At 65.9% G+C, this 14,463-nt stretch carries 14 protein-coding genes; 6 read left to right on the top strand and 8 right to left on the bottom strand.

The window, feature by feature from the left end:
* Nucleotides 1–44 precede the first annotated feature (44 nt).
* The 4 genes from WT24_RS24245 (at nucleotide 45) to WT24_RS24230 (ending at nucleotide 3,520) form a co-directional block, all read left to right on the top strand.
* Nucleotides 45–1,427 (top strand): zinc-ribbon and DUF3426 domain-containing protein, encoded by a 1,383-nt coding sequence (locus tag WT24_RS24245; protein ID WP_060036091.1) that lies wholly within the window; start codon nucleotides 45–47, stop codon nucleotides 1,425–1,427.
* 71 nt (nucleotides 1,428–1,498) lie between these two features.
* The gene (gene tpx, locus WT24_RS24240) at nucleotides 1,499–2,002 is read left to right on the top strand and encodes a thiol peroxidase (protein ID WP_059500932.1); all 504 of its coding nucleotides are present in this window, start codon (nucleotides 1,499–1,501) and stop codon (nucleotides 2,000–2,002) included.
* 86 nt (nucleotides 2,003–2,088) lie between these two features.
* Nucleotides 2,089–3,027: a carbohydrate kinase family protein gene (locus WT24_RS24235; protein ID WP_059500931.1), complete on the top strand. Its 939-nt coding sequence runs from the start codon at nucleotides 2,089–2,091 to the stop codon at nucleotides 3,025–3,027.
* Between the two features lie 19 nt (nucleotides 3,028–3,046).
* A complete protein-coding gene (locus tag WT24_RS24230) occupies nucleotides 3,047–3,520 on the top strand; it encodes a glycine zipper 2TM domain-containing protein (protein ID WP_006476977.1) in 474 nt (157 codons plus the stop codon).
* 240 nt (nucleotides 3,521–3,760) lie between these two features.
* On the opposite strand, the gene WT24_RS24225 is transcribed toward WT24_RS24230, so the two are convergent.
* The 7 genes from WT24_RS24225 to WT24_RS24195 form a co-directional block, all read right to left on the bottom strand.
* Entirely contained in the window at nucleotides 3,761–4,393 is a 633-nt protein-coding gene (locus WT24_RS24225) for a histone H1-like repetitive region-containing protein (protein WP_034206353.1), read from the bottom strand.
* Nucleotides 4,394–4,421: 28 nt separating this feature from the next.
* On the bottom strand, nucleotides 4,422–4,748 hold the full coding sequence (locus WT24_RS33575; RefSeq protein ID WP_082741881.1) for a hypothetical protein: 327 nt from the start codon (nucleotides 4,746–4,748) through the stop codon (nucleotides 4,422–4,424).
* Between the two features lie 82 nt (nucleotides 4,749–4,830).
* Nucleotides 4,831–6,042: a ribonucleotide-diphosphate reductase subunit beta gene (locus WT24_RS24220; protein ID WP_059500930.1), complete on the bottom strand. Its 1,212-nt coding sequence runs from the start codon at nucleotides 6,040–6,042 to the stop codon at nucleotides 4,831–4,833.
* Between the two features lie 366 nt (nucleotides 6,043–6,408).
* Nucleotides 6,409–9,411 carry a ribonucleoside-diphosphate reductase subunit alpha gene (locus tag WT24_RS24210; protein ID WP_059500928.1) on the bottom strand — a complete coding sequence of 1,001 codons (3,003 nt, stop codon included), beginning with the start codon at nucleotides 9,409–9,411 and terminating at the stop codon, nucleotides 6,409–6,411.
* Between the two features lie 452 nt (nucleotides 9,412–9,863).
* Nucleotides 9,864–10,454, bottom strand: coding sequence for a 1,6-anhydro-N-acetylmuramyl-L-alanine amidase AmpD (gene ampD / locus WT24_RS24205; protein WP_059500927.1), 591 nt, complete (start codon nucleotides 10,452–10,454; stop codon nucleotides 9,864–9,866).
* Nucleotides 10,451–10,759 carry a PP0621 family protein gene (locus WT24_RS24200; protein ID WP_059500926.1) on the bottom strand — a complete coding sequence of 103 codons (309 nt, stop codon included), beginning with the start codon at nucleotides 10,757–10,759 and terminating at the stop codon, nucleotides 10,451–10,453. Before WT24_RS24200 ends, ampD begins: the two co-directional genes overlap by 4 nt.
* 13 nt (nucleotides 10,760–10,772) lie before the next feature.
* Entirely contained in the window at nucleotides 10,773–11,666 is an 894-nt protein-coding gene (locus WT24_RS24195; RefSeq protein WP_034206348.1) for an inner membrane protein YpjD, read from the bottom strand.
* A gap of 88 nt (nucleotides 11,667–11,754) precedes the next feature.
* Here WT24_RS24195 and ffh point away from each other — a divergent pair, with 88 nt between their 5' ends.
* Both ffh and WT24_RS24185 read left to right on the top strand, forming a co-directional pair.
* A complete protein-coding gene (gene ffh, locus WT24_RS24190; RefSeq protein ID WP_059779123.1) occupies nucleotides 11,755–13,122 on the top strand; it encodes a signal recognition particle protein in 1,368 nt (455 codons plus the stop codon).
* 94 nt (nucleotides 13,123–13,216) lie between these two features.
* A complete protein-coding gene (locus WT24_RS24185; RefSeq protein ID WP_059500924.1) occupies nucleotides 13,217–13,768 on the top strand; it encodes a hypoxanthine-guanine phosphoribosyltransferase in 552 nt (183 codons plus the stop codon).
* A gap of 84 nt (nucleotides 13,769–13,852) precedes the next feature.
* On the opposite strand, the gene WT24_RS24180 is transcribed toward WT24_RS24185, so the two are convergent.
* The gene (locus WT24_RS24180; RefSeq protein WP_059500923.1) at nucleotides 13,853–14,461 is read right to left on the bottom strand and encodes a MarC family protein; all 609 of its coding nucleotides are present in this window, start codon (nucleotides 14,459–14,461) and stop codon (nucleotides 13,853–13,855) included.
* Nucleotides 14,462–14,463 lie beyond the last annotated feature (2 nt).

Below are 14,463 nucleotides of genomic sequence, written 5' to 3'. Positions count from 1 at the left end.
ATAGCGCTGTCCTTCACTCTGGCCAGCAGGCCGCCCGGCTCGACATGCTCCTTGCGACGCGCTGCCCTCATTGCGAAACCGTCTTCCGGCTGCAGCAGGAACAGCTCTCGCTGCATCAGGGGCTCGTGCGCTGCGGGCATTGTCACGAAGTCTTCAACGCTTCCGAATCGCTCGTTCCCGAGTACGCGCAGCAGCCCGAACCGGCCTTGACGGAACCGGCTGCCGCGCCGCATGACAGCGACGCACGCCAGCAGGCCGCCCCGGTTCGACTGTTCACCGCCGATGCGCCGGCCGGATTGCCGACCGGCACCGATTACAAGTCGGAAGGCTGGGACATGTGGGCGCCGTGGCTCGACGCCGGCGTCGATCCGTCGCTGCAGCACAGCGCCGAAACCGTGCGCACCGAGCCGCTGATACCGCTCGCGCTCCCGTCCACGGAAGCCGGCGTCGTCCACCTGTCGGGTACGCCCGCGCCGTTCGCGACCTCTCCGGCCGAGCTCGATTCATCGGCTGCCGTCGAGCAACAGGCCGAACCGCATTCGCCGCAAACGCGGCACGAACCGCACGAAACCGAAGCAGCCGGGCCCTCGCTCGTCGAGCGCGACCCGCGCGAGCCCCGCTTCGTCGCCCACCGTCCGTCGGAAACGGAAATCGCCACCGAACCGGCCGAACCCGTCGGCCACGTGCACTTCGCCGTGCCGGACGACGAACGCGCGCCGCGCGAACCGCGCTTTGCGTTCACGCCCGCACCGGCCGTCGCCGAAGCCGAAGCCGCATCGGAATCCGACACCCTCGCCCGACACGACAAGGCCCCGGCCGCAGCGGCAACCGATGAACCGGCCGTCCAACCGGCCGTCCAACCGGCCGTCCCGTTCCCCGCCGCACCGACCGACGACGATCGTCCGCACTTCGCCGTCACGCGCGAGACGCGCGCGCCGCAGCGACGCGGAATGCTCGGCGGCTTTTTCGGCGGCCTCGTCGCGGCCGCGCTGGTCGGCCTGCTCGTCGTGCAACTGGCGTGGTGGCAGCGCGAAGCGCTGATGATCTACTGGCCCGTCACACAGAGCTGGTTCCGGCAGGCCTGTGCGCCGCTCGGCTGCACGGTCGCGCCGCCGCGCGCAATCGACGGGCTGCGGCTCGACGCGACCGACCTGCGCCAGCTCGACGGCCCGCGCAAGCTCGAACTGAAGGTGCCGCTGACGAACCGCTACCGCGTCGCGCTCGCGTACCCGTCGCTCGAACTCACGCTGCTCGACGACACCAATCACGTCACCGTGCGCCGCGTGCTCGCGCCGCGCGACTACGTGCGCCCGGGCACGCCGATCGACGCCGGGCTGCCGCCCGGCACGACGCAGACGATGGTCGTCCGCCTCGACACGAACGGCACGCCCGCCTCGAATTTCCGCGTCCAGATCTTCTATCCGTGACGCGCCGCGGCGCGCTTGCGCGCCCGTCTCAACCCGCGCGCCCGAGCGGCGCGCTATTTCGGAGCACGAACATGAGCAAAGTTACGCTGGGTGGCAACCCGATCGATCTCGCCGGCACGTTCCCGGCCGTCGGTGCGCAAGCCGCCGATTTCAAGCTGGTCGGCAAGGACCTCGCCGATCTGTCGCTCGCCAGCTTCGCCGGCAAGCGCAAGGTGCTGAACATCGTGCCGAGCCTCGACACGCCGACCTGCGCGACGTCGACCCGCAAGTTCAACGAAGCCGCGTCGTCGCTCGACAACACGGTGGTGGTGGTCGTGTCCGCCGACCTGCCGTTCGCCGCCACGCGCTTCTGCACGACCGAAGGCCTCGAGAACGTCGTGACGGCATCGACGTTCCGCACCGGCCGCGCGTTCGCAAACGCGTACGGCGTCGACGTGACGAGCGGCCCGCTGAACGGCCTGACCGCACGCGCGGTGGTCGTGCTCGACGCGCAGGACAAGGTGATCCATGCGGAACTCGTCAGCGAAATCAAGGACGAGCCGAACTACGATGCAGCGCTCGCCGCACTGAAGTAAGCTTTCTTCCGCTTTCCCCCTGCCGCGCCGCGCCCTTCGCGCGGCGTTGTCGCGCAGGGCCCCTCATTTCTACAGGAACGCACACCTTGGCTACGCTGATTTGCGGCTCGATCGCCTACGACTCCATCATGACCTTCGAAGGGCGGTTCCGCGAGCACATCCTGCCCGACCAGGTGCACCTCATCAACCTGAGCTTCCTCGTGCCGACGATGCGCCGCGAATTCGGCGGCTGCGCGGGCAACATCGGGTACGCGCTGCACCTGCTCGGCGGCGACGCGCGCATCATGGGCACGATGGGCGCGCTGGATGCGCAGCCGTATCTCGACCGGTTCGATGATCTCGGCCTGCGTCGCGACCACGTTCGCGTGCTGCCCGATACGTACACCGCGCAGGCGATGATCACGACCGATCTCGACAACAACCAGATCGCGGCGTTCCACCCCGGCGCGATGATGCAATCGCACCTGAACCACGCGGGTGACGCGCCGGACATCAAGCTCGCGATCGTCGGCCCGGACGGCTTCGACGGGATGGTGCAGCACGTGGAAGAGCTGGCCCAGGCCGGTGTGCCGTTCGTGTTCGATCCGGGCCAGGGCCTGCCGCTGTTCGACGGTGCGACGCTGCGCCGCAGCATTGAACTTGCGACCTATGTTGCGGTCAACGACTACGAGGCCAAGCTGGTGAGCGACAAGACGGGATGGTCCGAAGATGAAATCGCCAGCCGGGTCGACGCCCTCGTCATCACGCGTGGCGAGCACGGCGCGACCATCCGCCACAAGCAGGGTGCGGAACAGATTCCGGTCGTGCCGGCAGAGCGCATCGCCGATCCGACCGGCTGCGGCGACGCCTTCCGGGGTGGCCTGCTGTACGGCATCGAGCAAGGCTTCGACTGGGCAACCACCGGCCGCCTTGCGAGCCTGATGGGCTCGCTCAAGATCGCCCATCAAGGGCCCCAGACTTACGTACTGACGCGCGCCGAAATCGACGCACGCTTCGAGACTGCATTCGGTTACAGTCTCAAATGAATATTGTGGGAGAGCAAAGATGTTGACGAAAAAAACCCTCACGCTTGCGGCCATGCTGACGGCCACGCTGACCCTCGCCGGCTGCTTCACGGCGCCCGGTTCGGCGGATGTCTATAGCGTCGGCCAGGCGCAGCGCGAACAGACGGTCCGCATGGGCACGGTCGAAAGCGTCCGTGCGGTGCGCATTCAGTCCGACGGCGGCGGCAGCGCGATCGGCACGCTCGGCGGCGGCGCGCTCGGCGCGGTCGCGGGCAGCGCGATCGGCGGCGGCAAAGGCTCGATCCTGACGGCGATCGCCGGCGGCCTCGTCGGTGCGGTCGCGGGTAACGCGGTCGGCGAAAACCTCAGCACGGCGAACGGTGTCGAAATCACCGTGCGCCTCGACAACGGCGATCTGCGCTCGATCACGCAGGCGGCAAGCGGCGAAGCGTTCCGCGCCGGCGAGCGCGTGCGCCTGCTGTCGAGCGGCGGCGTCACGCGCGTCACGCACTGACGGGTATCCTCAGCACGCGGCGCAAGCCGCAGTCGAACGCATGTGCGAAGCCGCACATGCGTTTTTTTTCGTCCGCCCGTTCTCGTCCGCGCTCGCGTCGGCCAGCCCACCGGCGCCCCATCGGCGACCAGACGGACGAAAAAAATCCCGCCACCTGAGCCAGATGGCGGGATTGATTGAGTAGCGCTACTCAACCCACGGACACCACGTGAGTGTCCGGGTGATGCTGCTCAGCCGCGATTACGGACGGCTGCCGGTCGGGAACGGCCATGCCGCTGCCGGGTTGAGCGCGGTCTTCACGCCCGATGCCGGCGCAACCGATGCGGTCGACGCGGTCGTTGCCGGCGCAGCCTTCTTCACGACGGCCTTCTTCGGTGCAGCAGCCTTCTTCGCCGGTGCGGCGGCCTTCTTCGCAGGGGCAGCCTTCTTGGCGGGCGCGGCCTTCTTCGCGGCAGCCTTCTTCGCCGGCGCGGCCTTCTTCGCAGCAGCCTTCTTCGCCGGTGCGGCCTTCTTCGCAGCAGCCTTCTTCGCCGGTGCGGCCTTCTTCGCAGCAACCTTCTTCACTGCGACTTTCTTCGCTGCAACCTTCTTCGCAGCGGCCTTCTTGGCCGGTGCTGCCTTCTTCGCAGCAACCTTCTTCACCGCGACTTTCTTCGCTGCAACCTTCTTCGTTGCGACCTTCTTGGCTGCGACCTTCTTTGCAGCGGCCTTCTTCGCCGGTGCTGCCTTCTTCGCGGCAACCTTCTTCACCGCGACCTTCTTCGCAGCAACCTTCTTCACTGCGGCCTTCTTCGCCGGAGCAGCGGCCTTCTTCGCAACGGTCTTCTTGGCAGCAACTTTCTTAGCAGCCGGTTTCTTCTTGGCAGTAGCCATGTTGTTCTCCTTCAGGTTCAGATGAGAGTCAGTTCAAACTACACCCTTCGTCAAAACCCGCTTCCCGCGGACGCTGTTCAGGACGTGCGCTTCGAAGCGGGCTATTCATCGGCGTACGCAGATACCGCGCGCTTACGCTAATGAATACGGTATGGCGCGCGTGACCCCATGGCCTCGCGCGCCAAATCAAGTCGGTAGCCGGCGCACCTCGCGCCGCTACCCCTAATCGCTTGATCAAGCGGACCGCCACACGGCCGCCCGCTTTTTCCGGAGGGAAGTTTGCCCATCCCACTGAAGGGTTCGCAAAGTGCCTGTCGTATCGTTGGGCCGTTAAGGCACCGGGCATGCTTTGCATCAGGCGTTCTTGCTCCTAAACCTTGGGCCGGGGCCGAGAGGCCACCGGCTGCTCCATCATGTAACGGGTTCGCTGCTGCGGGTCATTCCCAGGACAGCGCGCCCCCCGTCTGATACTCGATCACACGCGTCTCGAAGAAGTTGCGTTCCTTCTTCAGGTCGATCATCTCGCTCATCCACGGGAACGGGTTCTCCTCGTTCGGGAACAGCGGGTCGAGGCCGATCTGCTGGCAACGGCGGTTGCTGATGAAACGCAGATAGCTCTTGAACATCGACGCGTTCAAACCCAGCACGCCGCGGGGCATCGTGTCTTCGGCGTAGCGGTATTCGAGTTCGACAGCCTGCTTGAACAGCTCGCGGATCTCGGCGCGGAATTCCGCGGTCCAGAGATGCGGGTTTTCGAGCTTGATCTGGTTGATCAGGTCGATGCCGAAGTTGCAGTGCATCGACTCGTCGCGCAGGATGTACTGATATTGCTCTGCAGCACCCGTCATCTTGTTCTGGCGGCCGAGTGCGAGGATCTGCGTAAACCCGACATAGAAGAACAGGCCTTCCATGATGCAGGCGAACACGATCAGCGACTTCAGCAGCTTCTGATCCGCTTCGAGCGTGCCGGTCTTGAAGGCCGGGTCCGTCAGCGTATGAATGAACGGGATCAGGAATTCGTCCTTCGCGCGGATCGACGGTACCTCGTGGTACGCGTTGAAGATCTCGCCTTCGTCGAGACCGAGCGATTCGACGATGTATTGGTACGCGTGCGTGTGGATCGCTTCCTCGAACGCCTGGCGCAGCAGGAACTGCCGGCACTCGGGCGCCGTGATGTGGCGATACGTGCCGAGCACGATGTTGTTCGCCGCGAGCGAATCGGCCGTCACGAAGAAGCCGAGGTTGCGCTTCACGATGCGGCGCTCGTCCTCGGTCAGACCGTTCGGGTCCTTCCACAGCGCGATGTCGCGGGACATGTTGATTTCCTGCGGCATCCAGTGGTTCGCGCAACCGGCCAGATACTTTTCCCACGCCCACTTGTACTTGAACGGCACCAACTGATTGACGTCAGTCTGGCCGTTGATGATGCGCTTGTCGGCAACATTGACCCGCGCTTCCGAACCGCCGGCGGGAACAGCCGATGCTTGCGGCGGCACCGCAAGATCGCCTTCGAAAATGTCGCGGACCTGATGGGCGGCAGGCGTTGCAGCCTGCATTCCGACAGCCATCCCGGCGGAGGTGCGCATCGCGTTTTGCTGCGCTCCGCTCGCGGGGGTTACGGCAGTCTTCTCGTCATCCCAGTTGAGCATAAATTCTCACCATCAATTTAGAACGGTTTGTACCATCTTTTCCTGAGCGATAAAAGGGTTCGCTCACGAAAAATCCTTTTTTCGATTCGCGTTGCGACCTCGATACAACACTTTGAGCAACGCATCGTCGTTCATGCAGTGCGCGATGTGCGTCGCGCTTGTATCGCGAGGTGCGCTCGACGCATCGAACGCCGATCGAAACGCGACGCCGTCGGGGATGTTTCGATCGCTTGTCGCTGCCTGCAACGCAGGTGTCGCGTTACAGATTCCTTATCATTTTTTTAGTTGAGAGCGGCGCACACTTCAACCTCGATCGGTCGTCGTGTGCGCCGCGCCGGCCTGCTTTCTCAGATCAGGCGCACTGCGTTACTGGCACGCTTCGCATTCGTCGAAGCCGGGATCGCCCGGACGCATCGTGCACACCGGACCGTCTGCTTCGACCGGCGCGAGTGCCGGCGCCGCGTTCACCACGCCCGACGACGCATCGCCGCCTGCCGCACCGAAGCCACCCGCTGCACCTTGCGCGCCGCCGCCCGAGCCGCCGCTGCCTGCACCGCCCGTCGGCACTGCGTTCAGCGCGCCGTGTGCGACCGTCGACTTCTCGACGTGCGTCGCCGCCATCGTGCGGAGGTAGTAGGTCGTCTTCAGGCCGCGCAGCCATGCGAGCTTGTAGACCTCGTCGAGCTTCTTGCCCGATGCGCCGCCCATGTAGATGTTCAGCGATTGCGCCTGGTCGATCCACTTCTGGCGACGCGATGCCGCTTCGACCAGCCACGTCGGGTCGACCTCGAACGCGGTCGCGTAGATCGCGCGCAAATCGGCCGGGATGCGGTCGATGCGCGACAGCATGCCGTCGAAGTACTTCAGGTCGGCGACCATCACTTCGTCCCACAGGCCGCGTTCCTTCAGGTCGCGGACGAGATACTCGTTCACCACCGTGAATTCGCCCGACAGGTTCGACTTCACGTACAGGTTCTGGAAGGTCGGCTCGATACAGGCCGACACGCCGATGATGTTCGAGATCGTCGCCGTCGGCGCGATCGCGACGCAGTTCGAGTTGCGCATGCCGTGCGCGGCGATCCGCGAACGCAGCGTCGTCCAGTCGAGCGATTCCGACGTGTCGACCTCGACGTAGCCGCCGCGCGCTTCCGTCAGCAGCTTCAGCGTGTCCTGCGGGAGGATGCCGCGATCCCACAGCGAGCCGCGGTAGCTCGAGTAGCGGCCGCGCTCTTCGGCCAGCTCGGTCGACGCGTAATACGCGTAGTAGCAGACGGCTTCCATCGAACGGTCGGCGAACTCGACCGCCGCTTCCGACGCGTACGGCGTGCGCAGCAGGTGCAGGCAGTCCTGGAAGCCCATGATGCCCAGGCCCACCGGGCGGTGCTTCAGGTTCGAGTTACGCGCCTTCGGCACCGCGTAGTAGTTGATGTCGATCACGTTGTCGAGCATGCGCATCGCGACGCTGATCGTGCGCTTCAGCTTGTCGTGGTCGAGCGCGTAGCTGCCGTCGGCCTGCTTCACCAGGTGGGCGACGAGGTTCACCGAGCCCAGGTTGCACACCGCGATTTCGGTATCGCTCGTGTTCAGCGTGATTTCCGTGCACAGGTTCGACGAGTGGACGACGCCGACGTGCTGCTGCGGCGAGCGCACGTTGCACGGATCCTTGAACGTGATCCACGGGTGGCCCGTCTCGAACAGCATGCCGAGCATCTTGCGCCACAGCTGCTGCGCCGGGATCTTCTTGAACAGCTTGATCTCGCCGCGTGCGACCTTGTCTTCGTAAGCCGTGTAAGCCGCCTCGAATTCCGCGCCGAACTTGTCGTGCAGGTCCGGGCAGGTCGACGGCGAGAACAGCGTCCACTCGCCGCCTTCCATCACGCGCTTCATGAACAGGTCGGGAATCCAGTTCGCCGTGTTCATGTCGTGCGTACGGCGGCGGTCGTCGCCGGTGTTCTTGCGCAGCTCCAGGAACTCCTCGATGTCGAGGTGCCACGATTCGAGGTACGCGCAGACCGCGCCCTTGCGCTTGCCGCCCTGGTTCACCGCGACGGCCGTGTCGTTCACGACCTTCAGGAACGGCACCACGCCTTGCGACTTGCCGTTCGTGCCCTTGATATGCGAGCCGAGTGCGCGCACGCGCGTCCAGTCGTTGCCGAGGCCGCCGGCGAACTTCGACAGCAGCGCGTTTTCCTTCAGCGCTTCATAGATGCCGTCCAGATCGTCCGCGACCGTCGTCAGGTAGCACGACGACAGCTGCGAGCGGTGCGTGCCCGAGTTGAACAGCGTCGGCGTCGAGCTCATGAAGTCGAAGCTCGACAGCACGTTGTAGAACTCGATCGCGCGCGTTTCGCGGTCGATCTCGTTCAGCGACAGGCCCATCGCGACGCGCATGAAGAATGCCTGCGGCATTTCGATGCGGGTGCCTTCGACGTGCAGGAAGTAGCGGTCGTACAGCGTCTGCAGGCCGAGATAGCCGAACTGCAGGTCGCGGTTCGCGTCGAGGGCTTCGCCCAGGCGCTTCAGGTCGAACTGCAGCAGCTTGTCGTCGAGCAGGCCGGCGTCGACGCCGCGCTTCAGGAACTGCGGGAAGTATTCGGCATAGCGGGTCGACATCTCGGCCTGCACGACTTCCTCGCCGAGGATCTCGCGGCGGATCGTGTGCAGCAGGATGCGGGCCGTGACCTGGCTGTATGCCGGATCCTTTTCGATCATCGTGCGCGCCGCGAGGATCGCCGAGTCGTAGACCTGGCTCATCGGCACGCCGTCGTACAGGTTCTTCACCGTCTCCGCGACGATCGGGTCAGGGTTAACCGCAGCGCCGAGGCCGTCGCACGCCGACACGATCAGCGCGCGCAGCGCGTTCAGGTCGAGCGGGCGCGTGACGCCGTTGTCGACCACGTTGATGCCGGTGGTCGACTCGCCGCCCGCGGCCGCCGCTTCCTCGCCCGCATGCTGGCGCTCGAGGTGGCGCTTCTCGCGATACAGCACGTACGCACGCGCGACGTTGTGCTCGCCGCCGCGCATCAGCGCGAGTTCGACCTGGTCCTGGATGTCTTCGATATGGAACGTACCGCCGTTCGGGCGGCTGCGCACGAGCGCGCGCACGACGTTGTGCGTCAGTTGTTCGACCTGCTCGCGTACGCGCGCCGATGCCGCGCCCTGCCCGCCATTGACGGCCAGGAAAGCCTTGGTCACCGCGATCGCGATCTTCGACGGTTCGAACGACACGACGCTGCCGTTGCGGCGGATCACCTTGTAGTCGGCGAACGTGGCCTGCGGCGCGAGCGCCTTCGCGCCCTGTTCGGTCCCGCCGAGCGGACGGCTCGAGGCGCTCTCGTACTGGGACGTCGCGTTGTCGGTGGTTTGCATGTGCAAAGCTCCTGGTGTTGGATGGTGCGGAGAGAACCGCGGATTAAAACGAACGCCGCGCCATGCGGTGCGCGAGCGGTAAGAGGCGAGCGATGCGCCGGGGAAGCCGGTTCGGTCGATGCGCGACAACCCGGCCGGTCGTGTGCTTCGTCATGTATACCCTGCCCCGTCGATATTCGCTGCGCTGGTCGCGACGCCCGGACCGCCCGGCCTGACGCGCCGCCTTGAGAACCCTGTCCGCCGGCGTTGCCCGCCGGCCGGTGCCGCTCGGGTTTCCCCCTGCAACACACACTATATCTAGTGCAGAACTGCTCAACTGGCACCAAGTATAGTGGACATTCGGAGGACGTCCAAACGGATAATTTGCGATAGAGGTCTTGACATCGCTCACGCGCAGACACGGCAAGGCATTGATCGGAGAAAAAACTTTCTCCGATCAAAAAACCCCGCGATCAGTGCTGACGGAAAGGAAAGTATTCGGCGGAAAAACCGGCATCGCTCGCGAAGCGTTGCCAATCGAAGTGCGGGCCCGGGTCGGTCTTGCGGCCCGGCGCGACGTCCGAGTGCCCCGCGAACGCGTCGACCGGGTAGCGCGCGGCGAGCGCGCGGGAGAGCGCGGCGAGCACGGCGTATTGCGCATCGTCGAACGGCACGTCGTCCGCCCCTTCGAGCTCGATGCCGATCGAGAAGTCGTTGCAGCGCGTGCGGCCGAAGAACTCGGACGAGCCCGCGTGCCACGCGCGCTCGTCGCACGACACGAACTGCACGAGCTCGCCGTCGCGGCGGATCAGGAAATGGGCGGACACGCGCACGCCGCGCAGGTGGCTCCGGTAATAGGGGTGCGCATCGCAGTCGAGGCGATTCAGGAACAGCGCCTCGATCGCGTCGCCGCCGAATTCGCCGGGCGGCAGGCTGATGTTGTGGACGACCACGAGCGTCGGCACCGCCCCCGCGGGCCGCATCTCGAAGTTCGGCGACGGCGCATGGCGCGCTTCGCGCACCCAGCCGTTCGCATCGAACGACAACACCGGCGCGTCGCTCATCGGGCGTCGTGACCGTTCACGCGCGCGGCGTGGCGCCGCGCATGCTCGGCGCTGCAGAAGTATTCGCCGCTCGCGGCGACGGCGTCGCCCTTCGGCGCATGCACGCCGCATTCGGCGCAGCGCACCATCGGCTCGGGCAGCGATCGCGCGTCGCCGTTCGGGCGCGCGGCGCCGGCGCCGGGTGCGCCGTCGTAACCGGCGCCGCGGCCGGCGCGCGCCTGCGCCTGTTCCTGCGCATGGCGCAGTTTGCGCGCGAGCCACGAACCCGCGAAGACGAGGAGGATCAGGAGAAGAATCTGTCGCATCGGAAACCTGCGGTCAAACCACGGAGCGGTGCAGCAGCACCTCGAAAACGAACCGGCTGCCGACATACGCGAGCAGCAACGCGGCGAACGACACGAGCACCCAGCGCGCGGCGCCGCGGCCGCGCCAGCCCGACGTCTTGCGGGCAATCAGCAGGCCGCCGAACATCAGCCACGACAGGATCGCGAACACCGTCTTGTGGTCGAGCCGCAACGCGCGCGCGTCGACCTGCTCGCTGAACAGAATGCCCGACGCGAGCGTCAGCGTCAGCAGCACGAAGCCGGCGCCGATCAGGCGGAACAGCAGCTTCTCGAGCGTGAGCAGCGGCGGCAGCGTTTCGAGCCAGCTCGCGATCCAGCCCGTCGAGCCGTCGCGCCCGCCGCTGCGCAGCGACTGCAGGCGCCGCTCGACCATCAGCATCAGGATCGCGTGCAGCGCGGCGATCGCGAACAGCCCGTATGCGATGTTCGCGATCAGGAAATGCAGCTTGAACAGCGGCGCCGCGGCATAAGGAAGCACCCGCACGCCGCCGAACACGAGCGGCAGCAGCGACGCGCCGCACGCGAGCGGCAACACCAGCAGGCGCAGGCTGTCGAGCGGGAAGAAGAAACTCTCGATCCAGTAGATGCCGGCGCCGAGCCAGAACATCGCGGACAGCGCGAACGCGAAGCCGAACACCATCGCGTCGTTCGGGAAGATCGTCATGTGGAGCAGCACGCCGTGCGCGACCAGCGCGGCGAACAGCAGCGCGCGGCCGGCCCCGCTCATCCCGGACGCGGCGGACGCGGGGACCGGCACGGCCGGCACGCTCGCGACGAGCGGCGTCGCACCCTGGCGGTGCGCGCGCCAGCCGGCGACGGCGAGGCCGCCGTACAGGAATGCGGTGAGGGCATACAGTACAATATCCATGTTCGAAGTTTACACTAGGCCCCTTCCCGCGACGGCTCCCTTTGTTCGGTTCCGCCGCGCCTTCGGGCCCCACTGTCCATCGCTCCCCATGCTCGACAATCTCACTCAACGGATGGCGCGCGTCGTCAAGACGCTGCGCGGCGAGGCCCGGCTCACCGAGGCGAACACGCAGGAGATGCTCCGCGAGGTGCGTCTTGCGCTGCTGGAAGCCGACGTGTCGCTGCCGGTCGTCCGCGAATTCATCGCCAAGGTCAAGGAAAAGGCGCTCGGCGAAGAAGTGATCAGCAGCCTGTCGCCGGGCCAGGCGCTCGTCGGCGTGGTCCAGAAGGAACTGACCGCCGTGATCGGCGGCGACTACGAAGGCAAGGCCGCCGAGCTGAATCTCGCGGTCACGCCGCCCGCCGTGATCCTGATGGCCGGCCTGCAGGGCGCGGGCAAGACCACGACCGCCGGCAAGCTCGCGAAGCTGCTGCGCGAGAAGTACAAGAAGAAGGTGCTGACCGTGTCGTGCGACGTGTATCGCCCGGCCGCGATCATGCAGCTGAAAACGGTGAGCGAACAGGTCGGCGCCGACTTCTTCCCGTCCACGCCGGACCAGAAGCCTGTCGACATCGCGCTCGCGGCCGTCGACTGGGCGAAGCGCCACTACCACGACGTGCTGATCGTCGACACGGCCGGCCGTCTCGGCATCGACGAAGCGATGATGCAGGAAATCGCCGCGCTGCACGGTGCGCTGAAGCCGGCCGAAACGCTGTTCGTCGTCGACGCGATGCTCGGCCAGGACGCGGTCAACACCGCGAAGGCGTTCAACGACACGCTGCCGCTCACCGGCGTCGTGCTGACCAAGCTCGACGGCGACTCGCGCGGCGGCGCCGCGCTGTCGGTGCGCCACATCACGGGCAAGCCGATCAAGTTCGTCGGCGTCGCCGAGAAGCTCGACGGCCTCGAGGTGTTCCACCCCGACCGGATGGCCAACCGGATCCTCGGCATGGGCGACATCCTCGCGCTCGTCGAGGAAGCGCAGCGCGGCGTCGATGTCCAGGCCGCGCAGAAGCTCGCCGACAAGGTCAAGAAGGGCGGCGACTTCGACCTGAACGATTTCCGCGCGCAGATCTCGCAGATGAAGAACATGGGCGGCCTGTCGTCGCTGATGGACAAACTGCCCGCGCAGTTCCAGCAGGCGGCGGCCGGCGCCGACATGGGCCAGGCCGAGAAGTCGATCCGCCGGATGGAAGGCATCATCAGCTCGATGACGCCTGCCGAGCGCGCGAAACCCGAAATCATCAAGGCGACGCGCAAGCGTCGCATTGCAGCCGGCGCGGGCGTGCCGGTGCAGGAAGTCAACCGGATGCTGAACCAGTACGACCAGATGCGTACGATGATGAAGAAGCTGAAGGGCGGCAACATGCAGAAGATGATGCGCGGCCTGAAGGGCATGATGCCCGGCATGCGCTGATTTCGCCCGTCGGCCGGCGCGCGGGTTTTTGCCGTAGCGCGCGCCTGCCGTTCTGCTTCATCCTTATTTGTATACCGACTGCCCGCCAGAACACATGAACCGCGAAGAAGCCCTCCACATTTTCGACCACTCCGAAGAGATCGTCTCGGCCGACGCCGTCAACGCGTCGATCTCGAAGATGGCCGACGCGATCCGCGCCGAGATCGGCGACGCGTTCCCGCTCGTTCTCTCGGTGATGGGCGGCGCCGCGGTGTTTACCGGGATGCTGCTGCCGCATCTCGATTTCCCGCTCGAATTCGACTACATCCACCTGACCCGCTACCGCAACACGACGCAGGGCAGCCCGGAGATGCACTGGCGCGTCGCGCCGCGCGAATCGGTGAAGGACCGCATCGTGCTCGTGCTCGACGACATCCTCGACGAAGGCGAGACGATGGCAGCGATCCGCGACCGCATCCTCGACATGGGCGCGCAGCGCTTCATGTCGGCCGTGCTGTGCGAGAAGACGCTCGCGAAGGCGAAACCGCTGCACCCCGACTTCTGCGGCTTCTCGGTGCCGGACCGCTACGTGTTCGGCTGCGGGATGGACGCCAAGGGCTACTGGCGCAACCTGCCGACGATCCGCGCGCTGACCGCGGACGTCTGATCGCCGCCCCGCCGGCTATATAAATAGAAAGCGGCGCTCCGGTTTCCCGGAGCGCCGCTTTTTTCGTCGACCGCACCGCCCGCGCTACGGCTGCAACTGGTGCACGAACGCGCGAATGCCTGCCAGCAGCATCTCGACCGAGATCGCGACGAGCACGAGGCCCATCAGACGCTCGAACGCGGCGACGGTCCGCTCGCCGAGCCAACCCTGAATCCTTTCGGCCAGCACCAGCGTGATCGCGCAGACGACCATCGTGACCGTCAGCGCACCGACCCACTCGAACATCTTCCCGGGCGCCTGCGACGTCAGCAGCATCACCGTCGCAAGTGCGGACGGCCCGGCCAGCGCCGGAATCGCAAGCGGCACGATGAACGGCTCGCCGCCCGCGCGCGGATCGCTGCCGAGCGCGCCGTCCGGATGCGGGAAGATCATCCGCAGCGCGATCAGGAACAGCACGATCCCGCCGCCGAGCCGCAGCGACAGGTCGGTGAGGCTCATCATCCGCAGGAAGCGATCGCCGACCAGCATGAAGAACAGCAGGATCACGAACGCGATTCCCACTTCCCGCAGGATCAGCTTCACGCGCCGTTCGCGCGGCACGTCGCGCATCGCCGTGATGAACAGCGGGATATTGCCGAGCGGATCCGTAATCAGCACGAGGAGCACGGTGGCCGACAGGAACGTGTATTCCATCG

This window comes from Burkholderia sp. MSMB1078WGS (assembly GCF_001528895.1).
In the GTDB taxonomy this organism is placed as follows: domain Bacteria; phylum Pseudomonadota; class Gammaproteobacteria; order Burkholderiales; family Burkholderiaceae; genus Burkholderia.
The sequence above is the reverse complement of the archived record's forward strand: the minus strand, read 5'-3'. Positions and strand labels throughout refer to the sequence as shown.